18 protein-coding genes, 2 tRNA genes and 1 pseudogene are annotated in these 18457 nt (G+C 59.5%); 13 read left to right on the top strand and 8 right to left on the bottom strand.

All coding sequences use genetic code 11. The annotated features are described in order from the left end of the window. The 4 genes from HMPREF2807_RS03780 to HMPREF2807_RS03765 all read right to left on the bottom strand — a co-directional run. On the bottom strand, positions 1 to 281 hold a 281-nt coding region (locus HMPREF2807_RS03780; protein ID WP_070510616.1), incomplete at its 3' end, for an IS3 family transposase. Positions 282 to 744: 463 nt separating this feature from the next. Beyond that, positions 745 to 2109: a magnesium transporter gene (gene mgtE, locus HMPREF2807_RS03775; protein ID WP_070510614.1), complete on the bottom strand. Its 1365-nt coding sequence runs from the start codon at positions 2107 to 2109 to the stop codon at positions 745 to 747. A gap of 169 nt (positions 2110 to 2278) precedes the next feature. Further along, entirely contained in the window at positions 2279 to 3793 is a 1515-nt protein-coding gene (gene crtI / locus HMPREF2807_RS03770; protein ID WP_070510611.1) for a phytoene desaturase family protein, read from the bottom strand. A gap of 2 nt (positions 3794 to 3795) precedes the next feature. Beyond that, positions 3796 to 4644 (bottom strand): phytoene/squalene synthase family protein, encoded by an 849-nt coding sequence (locus tag HMPREF2807_RS03765; protein WP_070510610.1) that lies wholly within the window; start codon positions 4642 to 4644, stop codon positions 3796 to 3798. Between the two features lie 93 nt (positions 4645 to 4737). Here HMPREF2807_RS03765 and HMPREF2807_RS03760 point away from each other — a divergent pair, with 93 nt between their 5' ends. Both HMPREF2807_RS03760 and HMPREF2807_RS03755 read left to right on the top strand, forming a co-directional pair. After that, entirely contained in the window at positions 4738 to 5478 is a 741-nt protein-coding gene (locus HMPREF2807_RS03760) for an ABC transporter ATP-binding protein (protein WP_070510608.1), read from the top strand. 3 nt (positions 5479 to 5481) lie between these two features. Next, the gene (locus HMPREF2807_RS03755) at positions 5482 to 8028 is read left to right on the top strand and encodes an ABC transporter permease (RefSeq protein ID WP_070510607.1); all 2547 of its coding nucleotides are present in this window, start codon (positions 5482 to 5484) and stop codon (positions 8026 to 8028) included. Between the two features lie 37 nt (positions 8029 to 8065). On the opposite strand, the gene HMPREF2807_RS03750 is transcribed toward HMPREF2807_RS03755, so the two are convergent. Both HMPREF2807_RS03750 and HMPREF2807_RS03745 read right to left on the bottom strand, forming a co-directional pair. Next, a complete protein-coding gene (locus HMPREF2807_RS03750; RefSeq protein WP_070510605.1) occupies positions 8066 to 8425 on the bottom strand; it encodes a fluoride efflux transporter FluC in 360 nt (119 codons plus the stop codon). Beyond that, complete coding sequence (locus tag HMPREF2807_RS03745) at positions 8422 to 8739, bottom strand: fluoride efflux transporter family protein (RefSeq protein WP_070510603.1); 318 nt, start codon at positions 8737 to 8739, stop codon at positions 8422 to 8424. Before HMPREF2807_RS03745 ends, HMPREF2807_RS03750 begins: the two co-directional genes overlap by 4 nt. Before the next feature lie 83 nt (positions 8740 to 8822). Here HMPREF2807_RS03745 and pgm point away from each other — a divergent pair, with 83 nt between their 5' ends. From pgm to HMPREF2807_RS03710, 7 genes and pseudogenes are all read left to right on the top strand, one after another. After that, the gene (pgm, locus tag HMPREF2807_RS03740; RefSeq protein WP_070510602.1) at positions 8823 to 10439 is read left to right on the top strand and encodes a phosphoglucomutase (alpha-D-glucose-1,6-bisphosphate-dependent); all 1617 of its coding nucleotides are present in this window, start codon (positions 8823 to 8825) and stop codon (positions 10437 to 10439) included. A gap of 23 nt (positions 10440 to 10462) precedes the next feature. Beyond that, positions 10463 to 10924: a MauE/DoxX family redox-associated membrane protein gene (locus tag HMPREF2807_RS03735; RefSeq protein ID WP_070510600.1), complete on the top strand. Its 462-nt coding sequence runs from the start codon at positions 10463 to 10465 to the stop codon at positions 10922 to 10924. Positions 10925 to 10941: 17 nt separating this feature from the next. Then, on the top strand, positions 10942 to 11409 hold the full coding sequence (locus tag HMPREF2807_RS03730; RefSeq protein ID WP_049157655.1) for a MauE/DoxX family redox-associated membrane protein: 468 nt from the start codon (positions 10942 to 10944) through the stop codon (positions 11407 to 11409). Between the two features lie 58 nt (positions 11410 to 11467). Then, positions 11468 to 12220, top strand: a complete 753-nt coding sequence (locus HMPREF2807_RS03725) for a DsbA family protein (protein ID WP_049157657.1) — start codon at positions 11468 to 11470, stop codon at positions 12218 to 12220. Positions 12221 to 12305: 85 nt separating this feature from the next. After that, a tRNA-Ala gene (locus HMPREF2807_RS03720) sits at positions 12306 to 12378 on the top strand. Between the two features lie 22 nt (positions 12379 to 12400). Beyond that, positions 12401 to 12473 (top strand) — tRNA-Ala (locus HMPREF2807_RS03715). Between the two features lie 175 nt (positions 12474 to 12648). Continuing rightward, a pseudogene (locus tag HMPREF2807_RS03710) lies at positions 12649 to 13444 on the top strand (methyltransferase domain-containing protein). Positions 13445 to 13526: 82 nt separating this feature from the next. Here HMPREF2807_RS03710 and HMPREF2807_RS03705 read toward each other — a convergent pair. Then, positions 13527 to 13811, bottom strand: coding sequence for a cupin domain-containing protein (locus HMPREF2807_RS03705; RefSeq protein ID WP_046647394.1), 285 nt, complete (start codon positions 13809 to 13811; stop codon positions 13527 to 13529). A gap of 211 nt (positions 13812 to 14022) precedes the next feature. Here HMPREF2807_RS03705 and HMPREF2807_RS03700 point away from each other — a divergent pair, with 211 nt between their 5' ends. The 4 genes from HMPREF2807_RS03700 to HMPREF2807_RS03685 are packed head-to-tail and all read left to right on the top strand — an operon-like array spanning position 14023 to position 17929. Then, the gene (locus HMPREF2807_RS03700; protein ID WP_049155214.1) at positions 14023 to 14988 is read left to right on the top strand and encodes an ABC transporter substrate-binding protein; all 966 of its coding nucleotides are present in this window, start codon (positions 14023 to 14025) and stop codon (positions 14986 to 14988) included. 45 nt (positions 14989 to 15033) lie between these two features. Next, a complete protein-coding gene (locus HMPREF2807_RS03695; protein ID WP_232751619.1) occupies positions 15034 to 16044 on the top strand; it encodes a FecCD family ABC transporter permease in 1011 nt (336 codons plus the stop codon). Between the two features lie 5 nt (positions 16045 to 16049). Next, positions 16050 to 17129: a FecCD family ABC transporter permease gene (locus HMPREF2807_RS03690; RefSeq protein WP_046647392.1), complete on the top strand. Its 1080-nt coding sequence runs from the start codon at positions 16050 to 16052 to the stop codon at positions 17127 to 17129. Then, the gene (locus tag HMPREF2807_RS03685) at positions 17126 to 17929 is read left to right on the top strand and encodes an ABC transporter ATP-binding protein (RefSeq protein ID WP_046647391.1); all 804 of its coding nucleotides are present in this window, start codon (positions 17126 to 17128) and stop codon (positions 17927 to 17929) included. Before HMPREF2807_RS03690 ends, HMPREF2807_RS03685 begins: the two co-directional genes overlap by 4 nt. On the opposite strand, the gene HMPREF2807_RS14340 is transcribed toward HMPREF2807_RS03685, so the two are convergent. Continuing rightward, the gene (locus HMPREF2807_RS14340) at positions 17918 to 18292 is read right to left on the bottom strand and encodes an Lrp/AsnC ligand binding domain-containing protein (RefSeq protein ID WP_198525906.1); all 375 of its coding nucleotides are present in this window, start codon (positions 18290 to 18292) and stop codon (positions 17918 to 17920) included. The two genes, HMPREF2807_RS03685 and HMPREF2807_RS14340, sit on opposite strands and share 12 nt — an antisense overlap. Positions 18293 to 18457: the final 165 nt, after the last annotated feature.

Here is an 18457-nt window from a genome sequence, read left to right as displayed (position 1 = left end):
GCAAAATACTTCGCGGCCTTACGCAGGATGTCGCGTTCTTCGCGCAGCTTTGCGTTTTCTTTTTCTAGCTGGCGGATCCGCTCAGAATCGGTTGTCGCCTGAGCCTCATCGCGCAAGGTCTTCGTGCGGGCACGCTTGCCGGTGCCGTACTGCTTAAGCCACGAATAAAGTGAGGATCGATTGACTCCAAGCTCTGCTGAAGCCGCGTGAAGTGAGAGGTCCTCATTGTTTTCGTAGAGGGCCACAGCATCACGTTTGAACTGTTCGGAGTACCTAGGCATGGTGGTAGATTACCTTTCTTCCCAGCCCAACTGGGCTGGATATCAGGTGTCTACCTAACGGGGGTCAGGTCCGGGCGACTATTTGTTGACACTGAGCACAAAGCCGCGTGCCGCAGGCATTTTCTTCGTACGTCAGGCGGGCAACTGCTTCGCGAATGACTTCAGGACGCTTGCAGAAGGCAAGGCGCACCTTGTACTGCCACGGTTCTAGGCTGTCCGTGAAAGCGGCAGGAGTGGTTGCAGCCACACTCTTTGTGGTGGACAGTTGGACGCAGAAATCGATGGTGTTCAGCCCGGTAGAGGAGAGGGGGTAACCGCATAGCAAGCGGCTCTAGTGTCATGCATGTGGAAGCCCAGCTGCTCTAGGGTGCTAAGGACTTGTTTCCAAGAGGACGATGCGGCTCTAGTACGGCCGCAGGAAGGTCGGCAGGCCGTGCGATGCAGCGCCGAAGCTTCTATCGGACTAGATACCCAGGACGGACTTTGCGATGAAGAAGTAGATAATCAAGCCCGTCGCGTCACAGAACGTGGAAATAAACGGGTTAGAAAACACAGCGGGATCCGCGCCCACCGTCTTAGCCACAATTGGCATGAGCCCACCTACCGTCGCTGACATCGAGCAGATAAGAAACAGGGTGGAACCGATCACGATACCGATATCGACGCCGTAGACCACCGTCGCCAAGACGAGACCAGCCAGTCCCAGTACGGCGCCGAGCAGCATTCCGACGCGCAGCTCGCGCCACATTACGGAAAGGAGGTCGCGCGTTCGGACGTCGCCAAGCGCGAGCGCACGGGTCACTGTAGTAGCCGCCTGGTTTCCTGTATTGCCGCCCGTGCCGGTGAGCAGAGGGATGAACAGCGACAGTACAACCGCCTTGGCCAAGGTGTCCTCGAAGGAATCGAGAACCCGCACGGTCAGCAGAGCTGACACAGCGAGCACGAGCAGCCAGAGAATGCGGGAGCGAACGAGCTTGAGCAACGGCGTCGACAAGTAAGGCTGCTGGAGCGCTTCTGTACCACCGGAACGAGCAGAGTCCTCGCTGTCCGCTTCTTCCATGATGTCCGTGGCATCGTCCCACGTAAGAAGACCGACGAGGCGGTGTGAATCATCCACAATTGGCAGAGCTAGCATATCGAGGGGCAAGAACCACCGCACGGTCTCCTCGGCGTCGGCAGTCGCGTATGCATATACCGGCTCGTTCATGATGTCCTCAATGAGTACACCGCGCTCAGCCGTGAAGAGTTCGCGCAGGCTGACGACGCCCACCAGACGCCGGTCCTTGCGCGTCACCGGAACGGTATAGATGGTCTCCAGTTCATCGGCCGTATCCCGGAGCGTGTACAGGGCATCTTCCATGCTCATTTCCGGGTGAATGTCGGGCACCTCTGGCGACATACGACGCCCGACGGAGCCCTTCGTGTATCCAAGGATCACTCCGGTCACGTCGCGTTGAGTCTGGGTCAGTGAACGGAGGAGGCGATCCGCAATCTCCGCGGGCAGCTCATCCAAGAGCGCCACTCGGTCTTCGGGGTCCAACTCGTCGAAAAACTCGTAGACATCGGCGTTGCCCAGCTCATCAATGATGTCCGCTTGGTGCTTTGCATCGAGTGCGTCGAAGACTGCGATGGACTTTTCCCGCGGCAGCAGGCGGAGGGCTAGCGCAGCGCGGAGAGCATTTTGCCGCTCCACAATCGCGATGAGGTCTTGACGGGGAACGCGGGCTAAGAGCTCCTGGAGACGAGGGGCCTTTTTAGGATCGATAGCGTCTTCTTGCTTCAGCCATGACTCTACGGTCTCGCTGGCCTGCTCAGTAGTTTCTGCCATCGCTTCGCCTTTCCACTCGACGTCAACCTCCTCAGACTACGCTATGCAGCGCTGCACGGCCTTTTCGTGAATTCCATGCCGTGGAGTGGGGACTGAGAACCAAGTTCTGTCACGGGGGTCAGCACTGGGGGAATTCAGCGCGAATTGAGAGTGCACTCGGGCCCAACGTTTAGCGCTGTTCACGCATCCGCGTGAGGACGTTGTGCGCAGAAATAAGGCACATTGGCACTCCCACGCCCGGCACGGTCGTTCCGCCCGCGTAGAACAGGTTCTTCAGTTTTCGCGAGACGTTGCGCCCACGGAAGAACGCGGACTGCTGCAGCGTATGTGCAGGTCCCACCGCTCCACCTGCCCACGCGTTATAGCGCTGCGCAAAATCAGAGGGCCCCACCGTTCGGCGCATGACGATGCGCTCGGCAAAGTCCGGAATGCCAAGCCATGTGCCTAGCTGGTGGATAGCGGCGTCAGCAATCGCGGCGACGCGGGCAGATTCTGTGTCGTTGTAGGCACTTCCGTGGCCAAACGCTTCTTCCGCCGGCACAGGGACGAGCACAAAGAGGTTCTCGCAGCCCTCCGGCGCCACGTCAGGATCCGTCGCGGATGTCTTCGACACGTAGATCGACTCCGAAGCACCGAGCGGGCGCGAGGCCTCCGGGCCGTGGTAGACGGCGCGGAAATCGGGCTCCCAGTCCTTGCTAAACAACAGAGTGTGGTGCTCAAGCTGCGGCAGCTCGCCGCGGACGCCGAGGAACACCAGAACCGTACCCAAACCCGGATCGCGCCGTGCGAAGTAGCTTTCCGGGTAGGTCCGCGCTGACTCTGGCAGTAACGCGGTTTCGGTGTGGCGCAGGTCCGCCGCCGACACCACGGCCTCTGCAGAAATGAAGCGGCCGTCATCCAGCCGCACGCCAGTTGTGCGCCCGTCCGTGCACTCAATTGCCGTCACCGCGGTACCCATGAGGAAGGTTGCACCCTCCGCTTGGCGCGCAATCGCCGCGACCACCGCGGCGAAGCCACCCTGCGGGTAGCGCACACCTTCGACCAGGTCGGTGTGGCTCATCAAGGAATACAGGGCCGGCGCGGCCTGAGGCTCGGTCGACAAAAACACCGCCGGATAGGTCAGGACCTGACGCAGGCGATAGTCCTGAAACTGCGCCGCTACCAGCCTGTCCAGCGAACGCGTCAGCAGCATCGCGAGCGTGCCCAGCCGCGTGAGCACCTCCCGTGTCAGCAGCTCAGTAGGGCGCGAAAACGTGGTGTACAAAAAGCTGCTCAGCGCCACCGCGTAGACGTCGGAGGAGCGCGCCAAATACGCCCGTACGCGCTCACCCGCGCCCGGCTCAATAGACTCGAATAGGTGCGCGACCTCCTCCACGCCGCTCTCCACATCTAGGAACGCGCCGTCCTCGTTGTACACGCGATACGCAGGCGAGAGGGGGACGAGGTCCAGCTCACGCTCGGTGCTCGTCCCACAGGCCCGGAAAAATTCATCAAAAGCCTCCGGCATGAGATACCACGAAGGCCCCGTATCGAAACGGAAGCCGTCGACTTCTAGGACTCCCGCCCGCCCGCCGACGCTACGCTGCTTCTCGACGACGACCACGTCCCAGCCCTCCCGCAGCATCAACGCCGCGGTGGCAAGCCCCGCGATGCCAGCGCCGATGACGACAACCCGCTTGCCCATGTTTATTTCACCGCCGATGCAGCTGCCCGGCTCACGAGGAAGGCCTTACGCGCTGGTGATACCGACACCCTTGTCGTGAGGATCTCGACGGCGGGGGTTGCCTCGAGCTGGTCGGTGAGCTCAGTAAAGAGGGCGGTAGCCGCCGCCACGCCCATGCGGGAGCCGCGCGGCAGCAACTCGATGGCACCCTGCGCTACAGACAGGTCCTCGCGAATATCAGCGATGATGGCAGCCTTTTTCCCTTCGTCCAAGCCGGTGGGATCGGGCAGCGCTGGAAAATATGAGCGGCCGAGGTCTGCGGAGTCCTCGCGCAGATCGCGCAAGAAGTTGATCTTCTGAAACGCCGCGCCCAAGCGCCGCGCGCCTTCCTCGATGCCGGCCGGTCGCGCCTGACCGGCGTAGAAAGCATCCAAACACAAGAGCCCAATGACTTCCGCGGAGCCGGACACGTAGTTCTCGAAGGAGTCGTGTGTGTGCGTGCTCTGGGTCAGATCGCAGCGCATGGAAGCAAAGAACTCTGCGATGTGCTCGTCCTGGAACCCGCAGCGCCGCGCGGAGAGCGCATACGCGTGCACCACGGGGTCGGCGTGAAAACGCTGGGAGGGGGCGGCGCGGACGGTGGCCTCGTAGGCGTCGAGAAGCACGGCGGCGTCCTGGGGAGCAAGCCCCGCGTCGACGATCTCATCGGCCGTGCGCACCATGGCGTATAAGTTACGGATATCCACGCGCACCCTGGGTGAGAGAAGCCGCGTGGCCAGGGAAAAACTGGTGGAGTAGTGGCGCATGACCTGAGCCGCGGCTGCTTCGGCACAACGGTCGTAATGCTCTAGAGCGGAAAGGGATGCGCGCATGGAGCATATTTTAGACCACACGCGTCACATAACTTACCCAGGGCAAGATAGGGTAGTGACGTTACTTTCCCCATCTATAAGGAGAACACGTCCATGACCACCCCAACGACGACTGCCGCGGCACGCGCCGTTGACCTGTTCAAACAATACGGTCAGGGAGATACCGCAGTCACCGCGTTGGACCACGTCGACGTTGAGTTCGCGCGCAATACCTTTACCGCCATCATGGGCCCGTCGGGCTCCGGCAAATCCACCCTCATGCACACTATGGCGGGCCTCGATTCGGCGACGTCCGGCTCGGCTTTCATCGGTGACACCGATATGTCGCAGCTCAGCGATAAAGACATTACCGCCCTGCGCCGCGACCGCCTGGGTTTCATCTTCCAGTCCTTCAACCTGGTGCCCACGTTGACCGCGGCAGAGAACATCACGCTGCCTTCCGATATCGCTGGCAACAAGGTCGATAAGGCGTGGTTTGATGAGGTCACCACGCGCCTTGGCCTGTCCCACCGCTTGAACCACCGCCCGGCCGAGCTCTCCGGCGGCCAGCAGCAGCGCGTGGCGTGTGCGCGCGCCCTGGTTTCCCGTCCTGAGATCATCTTCGGTGATGAGCCCACCGGCAACCTGGATTCGAACTCCTCCGCCGAGGTGCTCGACATTTTGCGTACCGCCGTGGACAAGGATGGGCAGACCGTGGTTATCGTTACGCACGACGCCAAGGCCGCTTCGTACGCTGACCGCGTGGTCTTCCTCGCCGATGGCCGCCTGGTTAATGAGCTCATGAATCCGACCATGGAGTCCATCCACGCCGTGATGGCAGAAATCGAGGGCTAGAGCATGGCCACAAAGAACACCATGCGCACGGTCTCCGTGCGCAATATTCTCGCGCATAAGCTGCGCCTTGCCCTGACCCTGCTGGCGGTGGTGCTGGGTACCGCGTTCATCTCGGGCTCCTTCATGTTCACCAACTCGCTGTCGAATACGTTCGACTCCGCTGTCTCGACAGCATTTACCGGCGTGGATGCGGCCGTGAGCCAGAAGGAAAACGGCCCGAAGCTGGATCAGAAGATGCGCGATGACATCGCCGCCGACCCCGACGTTCGCGCGGTAAACATGCAAAGCAGCCAGACGGTCGTGGTGGCCAACGAAGACGCCGAGGCGTTCCAGACCGGCGGGGGCACGTCCAGCGTGCAGCCCTACTACCCGGAGGATCAATCCGTCGGTGAGCCCGCCACGCTTGTCGACGGCTCCGAGCCCCACGGGACCGGCGAAGTCCTCATCAACGATTCCGCAGCCGAGAAGTTCGGCATTCACGTCGGCGATACCCTCCTCGTCGTGCACCCGGACCAGCGCGATGAGGTGAAGGTCGTGGGCGTCGTCAAGCCTGTGGTGGACCAGGGCCCCAGTCTGACTTTGCTCATGGAGCACGAGGCCTTCGTTGAGCGCTATGGAGACTCTTCCCAGCTGAAGGTCGCTGCGGCCGACGGCGTCGATGCCGATGCGCTCGTGGAGCACCTCAACAACACCTTCGAGGTCGAGGCGGAATCCGGCCAGAAGCTGGCCGATGAGCTGTCGGATCAGATTTCCTCTGCTCTGAAATTCGTCAACTACTTCCTCATCGCCTTTGGCCTCATCGCGCTGCTGGTGGGCACGTTTATCATCGCGAATACCTTCTCCATGATCGTGGCCCAGCGCACCAAGGAGTTCGCGCTGCTGCGCGCGCTCGGCGCATCCCGCGGCCAGATTACGCGCTCGGTGGTGACGGAGGCCTTCATCGTGGGGCTCGTCGGCTCAGCCGTCGGCGTGGTGGCAGGTATGGGTCTCGTCGCGATCATCAAGGCAGTCTTTGAAGCTAAAGACATGCCCATGGGCGGCGGTCTGGGCCTGAGCGTCAGTGCAGTAGTCGTGCCGCTGCTCTTGGGCGCGGTGGTCACCATCGTGTCCGCGTGGGCGCCGGCGCGCCGCGCGGGTGCGGTAAAGCCGGTGGAAGCCATGCGCACCACCGAGTCTGCTGCCGGTTCTTCGCTCCTCGTGCGCAGCGTGCTGGGTGGACTGTTGCTTGTCGCGGGCATTATCTTCGCGGTCCTCGGCGTGCTTATCGACGCCTCCACGGGCATCCGTGCCTCCCTCGTGGGTCTTGGCGCGCTCAACCTCATCCTCGGCTTCTTCCTGGCTGGACCGGCCATCTCCCTGCCCATCGTTCCGGCGATTGGCCGCGTGATTGGTGCACCGTTTGGTGCGGTGGGCAAGTTGGCGTCGACGAACTCGGCGCGGAACCCGCGCCGTACGGCCGCCACCGCCTTCGCCCTCATGCTGGGCGTGGCGCTGGTGACCTCGATCGGAATGCTTGGCGCGACGATGAAAACCTCGGTCGCGGATGCCGTGGAGCAGGACGCCCGCGCGGACTTTCTGCTGTCGGGTCCGACATCGGGCAACTTCCCAACGCCGAATGAGACGGCGCAGCGCGCCCGCGATACCGAGGGCGCCGGGCAGGTCGTGGCGATGAGTACCGCGCCGTTGCAGGTCGATGGTCAGGCCTCCATGAACTACAGCCCGGAGATGGCGATCAGCCAGGTGGTTGACGGCAACGCCGATGACGTCCTTAACCTCACCCTGGTGGAAGGATCGCTGAAGACGGGCGAGGAGCCGGGCTTCATCGCCGAAGCCGATCTAGCTGCAGAGCAGGGCTGGGAGGTCGGCCAGAGTTATGAGCTGGCGGGCCCGGATCCGTCTCGTACCACGCAGGTGAAGCTCCTCGGCACGTATGAGCCCTTCCAGATGCTCCCGCGCTTAGCTGTCTCCGCCTCCGCGGCAACGGAGGTCGTCGACCCGACTAGCCTCAACGTCATGGTGGTCTCCGTGAACGCGGAGGAAGGCTATGACAAGGAAAAGCTGCGCGCCAACCTGGAGGAGGCCGTCAAGGACCTCGTCGTGGTGCAGGTGCGCACCGGCGAGGAATACGCAGGCGAAGCCGCCGGCATGATTGACCAGATGCTCACCATCCTTTACGCGCTGCTGGCGTTGGCTGTGGTCATCGCGATCCTGGGCATCGTCAATACCCTCACCTTGGGCGTGATTGAACGACGCCAAGAGATCGGTATGCTGCGCGCGGTGGGCACCCAGCGCCGCCAGATTCGCACGATGATCACCGTGGAATCGGTACAAATTGCTCTCTTCGGTGCGCTCATGGGCATCCTCATGGGGCTGGGGATGGGGTGGTCCTTCATCTCCGTGCTTGCGGACGAAGGCCTCGACTCCACGACGGTGCCGTGGATGATGCTCGTCGTCATGCTCGTCGGCTCCGGCATCGTCGGTGTGCTGGCCGCCCTGTGGCCGGCCCACCGCGCGGCAAAGACCCCGCCGTTGGACGCCATCGCCGACTAACACTTCGCGCGCTTAGACGCGGAGTGCGGTGAGAAGGCTAGGCCAAAAGCGAGCCGACCCACGCCCCGCGCCACGCCAGGACGATGCCCAGGCCCACCGTCCAGAAGAGATACCGCGCCAAGCGCCACCAGCGCTTGGCCTTAATCATGTCACCGAGCTCTTTGGCCAACGTGGACCATGTCGATAGCCCGCCCGCCACGCCGGCCGCGAGCAAGGGGAGGAAGAACTCGGCGGTGTGCGCGTGCGTGGCGTAGCCATAGGCCACGCCGGCCACCGCAGAGCCGATGAGGTTCGCGGCGAAGGTGCACGTGGGGGAGGGCAGGATGCGGGTTAACAGGTAGCGCCCGCAACCGCCCACAAAACCTCCGGCGAGCACAGCCAAGATGGAGAGCATCATGCGCGCCTCCGATCCCGGAGGCGGTCACCGACCAGGTATGCCACGGTGCAGCCCAGAACCGTTGCCAGGACATACGCCCCCGCCTGCGCCGGCCCGAAACCTGAAGTGAGATACGCAAACGCGGCAAAACTGGTGAACCCACTCAAGAAACCCGTGCCCCAGAATGCGGGCGGCTTGGCATAGCCCATCACAGCGCTGCCAACAACGTTGATGAGCAACAGCGGCAGCGCGCCGCCCCCGAGAAGCGAAGAAAGGCCAAAGCGGGCCAGCGCCCCGAGCGCGGTCCCGCAGCCCACAAGAAGGATCTGTGGCATAGGCACCATCCTAGTTGGGATGCGAAAACGTCGTGAAGCAGGCAAGCTTGAGGTACATCCACATCCCCAAGGAGGAAACCACCATGGCACACGAGCGCGCCGGCCAACTAGCCCAGCCTTCGGATCTCATCGATATCGCGGAGTTGGTCACCGCGTATTACACCCGCACCCCCGACGCCGATAACCCTGACCAGCAGGTTTCCTTCGGCACCTCTGGGCACCGCGGCTCCGCCTTGGACACCGCCTTCAATGAGGCCCACATCCTGGCCATCACCCAGGCCATCGTGGACTACCGCGCCGAGCAGGGCACCACGGGCGCCATCTTCATCGGCCGTGATACTCACGCCCTGTCCGAACCCGCCATGGTCTCCGCCCTCGAGGTCCTCCTAGCCAACGAACTGGAGGTCCGTGTAGATGACCGCGGCCGCTACACCCCAACGCCAGCTGTTTCCCACGCCATCCTGACCAACCCAGGCACCGATGGCATTGTTATCACCCCGTCTCACAACCCGCCGCGCGATGGTGGATTCAAATACAACCCGCCGACAGGCGGTCCGGCGGATACCGATGCCACCGACTGGATTGCAGCAAAGGCTAACGACTACCTGCGCGCCGGGCTCGAGGGTGTGAAGCGCGCGCCGGTCAACGGCGTGCTGGATGAACGCTGCGTGAAGCACAATTACCTCGACTCCTATGTGTCCGATTTGGCCAACGTCGTGGACATGGCGGCCATCAAGGACGCCGGCGTGCGCATCGGAGCGGACCCGATGGGCGGCGCCTCGGTGGACTACTGGGCGGCCATCGCCGAGCATTACGAACTCAACATGACGGTGGTGAACCCAGAGGTAGACGGCACTTTCCGCTTTATGACGTTGGATACCGACGGCAAGATCCGCATGGACTGTTCCTCCCCGGATGCCATGGCTTCGTTGGTGGATAACCGGTCCAAGTATGACCTGGCTACCGGTAATGATGCTGACGCTGACCGCCACGGCATTGTTACGCCGGATGCTGGGCTGATGAACCCGAACCACTACCTCGCGGTGGCCATCGAGTACCTGTTTAGCCACCGTCCCCAGTGGGGAAATGCGAGTGTGGGCAAGACCTTGGTGTCCTCTTCCATGATCGACCGCGTCGTGGCCAGCCTGGGGCGCGAGCTCGTGGAGGTGCCGGTGGGCTTCAAGTGGTTTGTGCCGGGGCTTGTCGACGGCTCCCTCGGCTTCGGCGGCGAAGAATCCGCCGGTGCTTCCTTCCTGCGCTTCGACGGTACGGTGTGGTCCACCGACAAGGACGGCATCATCTTGGACTTGCTGGCCGCGGAGATCCTGGCGGTGACGGGCAAGACCCCGTCGCAGCGCTACGCGGAACTGGCGGAGGACTATGGTGCGCCGGCCTATGCGCGCACCGATGCCCCGGCTACCCGCGAACAGAAGGCCATCCTGAAGAAGCTCTCTCCGGAGCAGGTGACGGCGACGGAGCTGGCGGGCGAGGAGATCGTCGCCAAGCTCACTGAGGCGCCGGGCAACGGCGCGGTGATCGGCGGCCTCAAGGTGACGACGGAGAACGCGTGGTTTGCCGCGCGCCCGTCCGGCACGGAGGATAAGTACAAGATTTACGCCGAGAGCTTCCGTGGCGAAGAACACCTCAAGCAGGTGCAAGAAGAAGCGCAGGCGCTGGTGTCACAGGTTCTCGGAGGTTAGTTCTGCGGCTAGGCTAGTGGTTTATGACATCTCCACAATCCATATCGGTGCCTGACCTCATCAGCGCGCTCGCGCGCTGGGGAATGGCCGCCGTGTGGATTATCGCCGGCATACAGAAACTGGATGCCCGGATGGAGATGACCCAGGCCATCGAGGCCTATGGCATCTTTACCCCGGAGTGGTCCGGATACTTGGCCTACCTCATCGGGCCCCTGGAACTCATGGGTGGGGTGCTGCTGTTGTTGGGGCTGTTCTTGAGGGAGGCGTCGGCAGTCGCTGCAGTGGTCTTGGTCCTGTTCATGGTGGGCATCGCGCAGGCGTGGGCGCGGGGGCTCGTCATCGATTGCGGGTGTTTTGGCTACGACCCCGCCGACGTAAGTCAGGGCATGAACTACGCACTGACGCTGCTTCGCGACGCTTTCTTCCTCGCCCTCACCGTCTGGACCATCCGCCGCCCCTACCGCCGCTATGCCCTGCACCCGTAGATTGTTAGGCTAACTCCGTGACCAAAACCAAAATCAGCGCACCTCTCGTGCTCGACATCATTAGTGCATTCGCGCGATTTTATATGGCCTATGTGTGGATCAAGGCGGGGGCGTCGAAGCTGACGGATCAGCTCGCGGTGTCGCAAAGCATCAAGGCATATGAAATCTTTACCCCTGAGTGGTCGCACTACTTGTCCTACCTGATTGGCCCGCTGGAGATATGTGGTGGCCTGCTGCTTTTGATGGGGCTGTTTTTGCGGCCATCGGCGTGGGTTGGGCAGATAGTTCTGGTGCTGTTCATGATCGGCATCGCGCAGGCGTGGGCGCGGGGACTCGGAATTGATTGCGGCTGCTTCTCCGTGAGCCCTGATGAAGACGCGCAAGTGATGAATTACATGATGACACTTCTGCGAGATGTCTTCTATTCTGTCTTAATGGTGTGGACGATCAAGCGTCCTTTCACCAAGTTTGCATTGCACCCTTAACAGCGGTGTGTAGGCTTTTCATCTGTTCGAACTTAAGTCATAAAGGCAAGGTTGTTTCATGAGTACAGTCAAAGACCCCAACTCCAAAGGCAATAGTGGATTCGTCTGGGGCCTCGCTGTTCTGCTGGTTATTATTGCCGTGGTCATCGGCTACATCGTCTATCAAGGACGAGGCGCACAGACCGATGCGCTGGGGGACTACGCCGCCGAGGATGTCTCCCTGGAGATTTCCCTCGCGGACAATGCGGTAACCCTCAAGTCTGCGGATGCCGCAAAGGACGCAACCGAAGTAGACCTGTACGAGGACTACTCCTGCCCGCACTGTGGTGACCTGGCGAAGGAAACCGACGAGCAGATGAAGGATGCGATTGATGCGGGCGAGCTCGTCGTGCACGTGCGCACCCTCAACTTCCTTGACGGCAGCCCAAACGGCTTGGAGAGCATCAAGTCCAACACGGGCCACTCCTCCAAGGCGGCAGCTGCGATGGAGCAGGTAGCAAAGACCGGTGATGCCAAGCTCTACTGGAACTTGCGTAAGTACCTCATGGAGAACCAGTCCAAGGTGTACAACAAGTGGGAGATGGAAGACTTCGCTGCTGCCGCGAAGGAACTGGGCGCAGATGATGCCACGGTAAAGGCCATTGAAGAAGCCCCGGTTGGTGAAGGAAACCCACTGGTGACCTCGAACTACGAAAAGCTGGAGAGCGAAACCGGCCAGGTTTCCTCGCCGCGAATCATCAAGGATGGCAAGGACATTCCGGAAGACCAGAACACGTCCATCATGGAATGGGTTGACATCGTCACTAAATAAGGCGTCCCAACTCGCGATTTGGTGAGTGAATGGGGAGCGGATATATTGATACGAGTTGCAATCGTGAAGGTTGCACCTCGTATGAGGGGCTATGGCGCAGTTGGTAGCGCACCACACTGGCAGTGTGGGGGTCACGGGTTCGAATCCCGTTAGCTCCACTTCATAATTCAATACAGCTTTGGGGCTATGGCGCAGTTGGTAGCGCACCACACTGGCAGTGTGGGGGTCACGGGTTCGAATCCCGTTAGCTCCACTTTATACCCTCTTTCCACTGGTCAGAGGGTTTTATTTTTGTCTGGGGAATTCTTTGTTGACGTCTGGTTATGACTGTGTTTAAAGCCAGGTGAAATCCAAGGTTGAGTGCCGGGGACGTGGTCGACGAACTGGTAAAACCGGACTGATTCATTGGGGAGGGCAATCAGGTCCTCATGAGTGAACAAATGATCGGCACATCACGTGCGGATGAATCCATGCAAGGCCACTGGCTTTTGGCCAAATTGGGAAAGTGAGTCCTTTGCCTCGGCGGGCGCAGACTAACAGATGAATTGCTCGAACTATCCGGAATTCCGAACGTTGATGTAGTTGAACCAGCGCCTAGTCTTGGGCGCACGCCGGGTAGGATTCTTGAGCTCACGCCTTCGAGTTATACAGGTGCGGATAGTGATCCGGATGCTGTGGCTGCAGTGCGCCGCGTCTTTGGCCTGCGTGCAAAGCTAATTGAGGCCGACGCCGCTGAAACTGGACTGGCCGATGAGTCGGCTGACCTTGTGATTGGGAAGCGATGCTCACCATGCAGGGTGAGAAGGCTAAGAATGCAATCGTTGCAGAGGCTGCGCGCATCCTACGTCCGGGTGGGCGGTACGCCATTCACGAACTGGGGCTAGTTCCTGAAGAACTAGCAGATGGGGTGAAGGATGAAATCCGCCAAAGCCTTGCGCGCGCAATTAGGGTGAACGCGTGTCCGCTGACCTTGGGCGAATGGACGGCAGTGTTTGAGGCTAATGGCTTTTTAAAGCCGCCAAGGTTGAGACCGCGCCGATGGCTTTGCTGCAGCCGCGTCGAATTCTTTCCGATGAAGGATTCTTAGGCACGCTGTGCTTTGTGAAGAACCTTCGGAATAACTCCGATGCCCGCAAGCGGGTGCTGCAGATGCGAAAAACCTTCAACACGCACAGCGAGCACCTCAACGCCGTGGCAATCGTGGCAACGAAGCCAGAGCGTTAGGAAGCTGGAACGCTATCTAGGCGCGATTGCGCACTACGGTCGGCAGGATTGCTGAGTCTTCCAAGGAGAGCAGTCCATGACGCTACTGAGGCACCACAGCATGCTCATCGGCGCTCAACTCTAGTGAATCGTCGTCTGCGGTAAGCCGAACTTTTCCGCTCAATACGTGCAAGAGTGCCTCGCCAGGGTTCTCGTGCTTAGACAATTCCTTGCCGTCTTTCAGGACAAGCAAGACCTGTAAAAGGGAACCACCAGGCACTGCGCGGAACACGTGGGTTGCACGCCCGCTTTCTGTCCCAGCCGCCTTATTTAGCAGTTCTTCAGCCAGCGCTTTTAGATTAACGCTGACGCTTGGTGTCTCAGCCATTTTCGAAATCTCTTCCAAATGTTAAAGGGGATTGAACTGCGCTAAGCGATGCCAGGTGTAAATGGTTGACCGTCTAGTGTCGAGTCTATATCTTTGGTATATCAATCCTTACAATGAATAGTCCTACCTATTGAAAGTTAGGCAACCCTACTCAAGTGGTGTATATTTGCCATGGTTAATTGATCCCTATTCCCAGCAAAGGAAATAACAAGTGAAAAAGACGGCATTGATGGCTTTAAGTGCTGCTGCAGCCCTCGTTCTTGCGGCGTGCTCCACCTCGGGGGAAGAAGCCTCGGGGGAAGATGCAGCGGCTGGCGACGGTGAGCAGCTGACTCTGTCCCACCCCAGTATTGAGGGGCTAAACATCGACTTCGAAAACCAGCCAGAAACCATCGTTATGGACTGCTACGCCTATAGCTCTCTGCACGAGTACGGCATTGAGCCGGATGCGTTGTTTGGTTTTGAGTGTGACAACCCAGCGTTGATGGGTGATGCTGACATCGAAGGTATTGAGACCATCGGCCAAGATGCTGAGATCGATCTGGAAAAGCTGGCTGAACTGCGCCCGGATGCCATCATCGGCAACGGTAACGCGAAGGGTTGGTCTTGGTTCGATGAAGACGTCAACGCTCAGTTGCAGCGCGTTGCGCCTTTCGTGCCGCTGCCATCGGAAGGCTCTATTGATCAAAGGATTGCGGATACCCGCGAGATTGCAGAGTTCTTCGGCGCAGACGTAGAAGCTGACAACATCGTGGCGGCAGATGGAGACTTCGCAGCGGCCAAGGAAGCGTTCACCGCAGCAGTAGACGGCAAGGATTACAACTTCCTGCTGACCAGCCCAACCAAGGAAATGCTCTATACCGGCGTGGGCTTCCCGCAGGCGGACATGCTGGAAGAACTTGGCGCAAACATCGCAGGCCCAGACACACCAGCGGAAGGAAACCCGTGGGGTCGAGTGGCGTGGGAAGATGCTTCGACCTACCCTGCTGATGTCATCTTGGTAGAAAACTATGACCCAGAGGCGCCATTTACTGCGGAGCTGTGGGACAACCTTCCAGCTGTCCAGGCAGACCAGGTATCCACGTGGTCTTCCAAGGGTGCGTTGACCAGCCGTAACTATGCCGATTGGCTGCAGGATCTTGCAGACAAGGTAGAGACCTACGACAAGGTGAGCTAGTCTTTTATGCCAGCAAGTTCCACAACCTCCACAGCCCCGAAGGCTGTGGAAAGGCCAGTTGCTCAGGCCAACCGGCTCATTGGTTTCATTATCATTGCGGTCTTATGTGCCGGTGCGCTGGTGTTGAGCATGATGGTGGGCTCACGCAGCATTCCACCGTCGGATATTTTTCATTATCTGATTAACCCGGATCCGGCGGATCCGGTATCGCAGGTGGTCTGGCAGTCTCGCGTTCCACGTACTTTCTTGGTGTTGGTTGCCGGTAGTGCGTTGGGGGTTGCGGGTGGTTTGATGCAGGCTGTGACCAGAAACCCAATGACGGACCCGGGGATTTTGGGCGTTAATGCGGGTGCTTCTCTCATGGTGGTTGTTGGCCTGGCATTTTTTGGGGTTACAGATATCTCCCAGTACATGTGGTGGTCTTTTGCTGGTGCGATTGTGACCTCGGCGGTGGTCTTCGCCATTGGCAACAGTGGTCCATTGCGTGGCAGTCCGGTGCGCATGACCTTGTCCGGTGTGGCATTGGGGGCGGTGCTGGGCGGTTTTGCATCCGCGGTGTTGCTGACCAATTCAGAAGTTTTGGAACGCATGCGTGGCTGGTCAGCGGGCACCACAGCATCGCAGCCTCTCGATGCTACCTTGTCCATCACCCCATTTATCTTGGTAGGCTTGCTTATTGCGCTGGCCAGCACTCGCGCATTGGATGTGCTTTCACTGGGTGAAGCGGCATCGGTTGCTATGGGCGCGCACCCGCAAAGAACCAGGCTGGTGGTATTGGTAGCAATTGCACTGCTAGCCGGTGGCGCTACTGCGGCGGCGGGGCCCATCGGATTTATTGGGCTGTTGGCACCACATCTATCCCGCATGATCGTGGGCCCACATCAAGGGTGGATTATGGCCTATTCAATCGTCTTGGCCCCAGCGGTTTTGGGCGTGAGTGATGTTATAGGTCGCGTGATTACTGCTGGGGAAGTGCCCGTGGGAGTAGTAACTGCATTCGTTGGCGCACCGCTGTTGATTTACATGGTGCGTAAGTACCGCATTCCGGAGGTTTAAGCGCGATGGTTCACACAACGAATCCGGATACGAAGCAAGAGCTTGAATTCGGGCGAAAGATTTTCCGCATCGGTCCCAAGGAACGCCCGGTGATGCTTATCGGGGTGCGCACAGCTGTCGTCACAGGTGGACTCTTATTGGCGACTGCGCTGATTGCGGTGTACTCCTTGGTTGATGGTTCTGCATCCATCACCGTTGGTGAAGCGTTCCAGGCGTTGACCGGCAACGGTGATTCCTACACCAACATGATTGTGGTGGAATGGCGCGCACCGCGCACGCTTCTGGCAATCCTGCTGGGCGCAACACTGGCCATGAGTGGAGCTATCTTTCAAAACCTCACCGCGAATCCATTGGGCTCACCGGATGTGATTGGTTTTCAGACCGGTTCCTACACTGGCGCGCTCATCGTCATGTTGATTCTCGGCGGTGGCACCACCGCTACGTTGTTGGGGGCTCTCACTGGAGGTATCGCTACCGCGATGGTGGTGTTCTTCCTTGCCTCCAAGCGCGGATTCGCTGGTGGCGTGCGTCTTATCATCGTTGGCATTGCTGTCAGCGCCATGCTGGCCTCGGTCAACGTGTGGATTTTGCTCACTGCCACGGTGGAAGATGCCATCATGGCGAGTTTGTGGGGCGCGGGAAATCTCTCCGGCACCTCCTGGAATTCGCTGCTGCTGGCATTTTGTGGTTCTGCCGTGTTCATCCTGATGGCAGCACTGCTGGCGCGCCCGATGCGTTTGATGCAGATTGGTATTCCTTTCGCGGTTGCGCTGGGGCAAAACGTCCGCAGGGTGCAACTATTGGCAGTTGTTGCCGGCATCGGATTAACGGCGCTGGCAACTGCCACCGCCGGGCCGATTTCCTTCATCGCGCTGGCCTCGCCCCAGATTGCCCGTCGCCTGGTACACGTTGATGGCCTGGCGCTGGCCCCCACCGCAGCCGTGGGGTCTTTCCTGTTAATACTCGCCGATACGGTTGCCCAAAGAATTGACCCTGAATCCCCGCTCCCAGTAGGTATTGTCACCGTATCCATCGGTGGCGTGTACTTCCTGTGGTTGCTCATGAGAGAAGGCCGACGCAAATGACACGACTTCTAGTAGAAAACGCCCAGCTTGGATACGGCGACAAAGTTATCTGCCCAGGCGTGGATCTTCAGATTCCAGATGGCCAGTTCACGGTCATCGTTGGCCCCAATGCCTGCGGCAAGTCCACTTTGCTCAAGAGCTTGACCCGTTTGATTGCGCCGCAAGAGGGGAAGATTCTTTTAGACGGGCAGTCTTTGCACAAAAAGCCCACCAAAGAAGTAGCGCGTGAAGTGGGTCTTCTGCCGCAAGGCCCGGTTGCCCCGGACGGCATTCGCGTCATCGATCTGGTCTCACGAGGACGCTACCCGCACCAGAGTTTGTTCAAGCCTTGGTCGCCCGAGGATGAGCAGGCGGTGAAAGAGGCCATGGAGGCAACCGGAATTAGGGAGCTTTCAGGCAGGCTTGTCGATGAACTCTCGGGCGGTCAACGCCAACGCGTCTGGATGGCGGTGGCGTTGGCGCAGCAGACGCCAATCTTGCTTCTCGATGAACCTACCACATTCTTAGACGTCAGCTACCAGATTGAGCTGCTGGAACTTTGCCGCATGCTCAACCGGAAACGGGACTACACACTGGTCGCCGTATTGCATGACTTGAACCAGGCAGCGCGCTACGCCGATCACATCATCGCCATGAAAGACGGCGAAGTTGTAGCCACCGGCGATCCTGCAACCGTTATTACTGAAGAGCTCGTGCGCACCGTATTTGGTGTGGATTCTAAGATCATCGCTGACCCAGAGTCTGGAGCACCGTTGATGATCCCAACGTGGAGCCACCAAGTATCAAATTCAAACAGATAATTCTGACGTTAATTTTACCTGTTCCATGTGCACCTCAGTTTTCGCGTTGTGGACGCAATCGATGCGGGTGAGATGGTCGATCTGAAATTGACGATAAGCGGTGAGATCGGCCGCCACTATTCGCAGCATGACATCGCATTCACCAGCCATGAGGTGGCATTCCACGGCTTCTGGAAGTGGCTGACTCTCTTGAATGAATCGCTCAACAGTCTCAAGGTCCTGGCTGGTGAGCCAAACTCTGGCATAGGCGGTAAATCCTTTGCCGACCTTTGTGGGAACAAACAGGGCAACGTAACCCCGAATAATTCCAGCGTTCTCCAGTGCATGGACTCGTCGGATACAAGTGGAAGGGGACAGGTGCACGGCATCCGCGAGTTCATTGACGATTCAATCCAAGCGGAAGTCCACGCTTGAAGACCTGGTGAAACGCCTATTTGATCAAGGGCAGCTTAATCGAGTGTGTGAAGCGTCCTGGGTTTAGTTCCTCAGCTAAGGATGTTATGTCCATAGGGTTTTTGGACATGGAGT

The sequence above is a fragment of the Corynebacterium sp. HMSC074A09 genome, assembly GCF_001811545.1.
GTDB lineage: Bacteria > Actinomycetota > Actinomycetes > Mycobacteriales > Mycobacteriaceae > Corynebacterium > Corynebacterium hiratae.
Note: the sequence above shows the minus strand (reverse complement) of the source record. Positions and strands in the feature narration are given on the sequence as shown.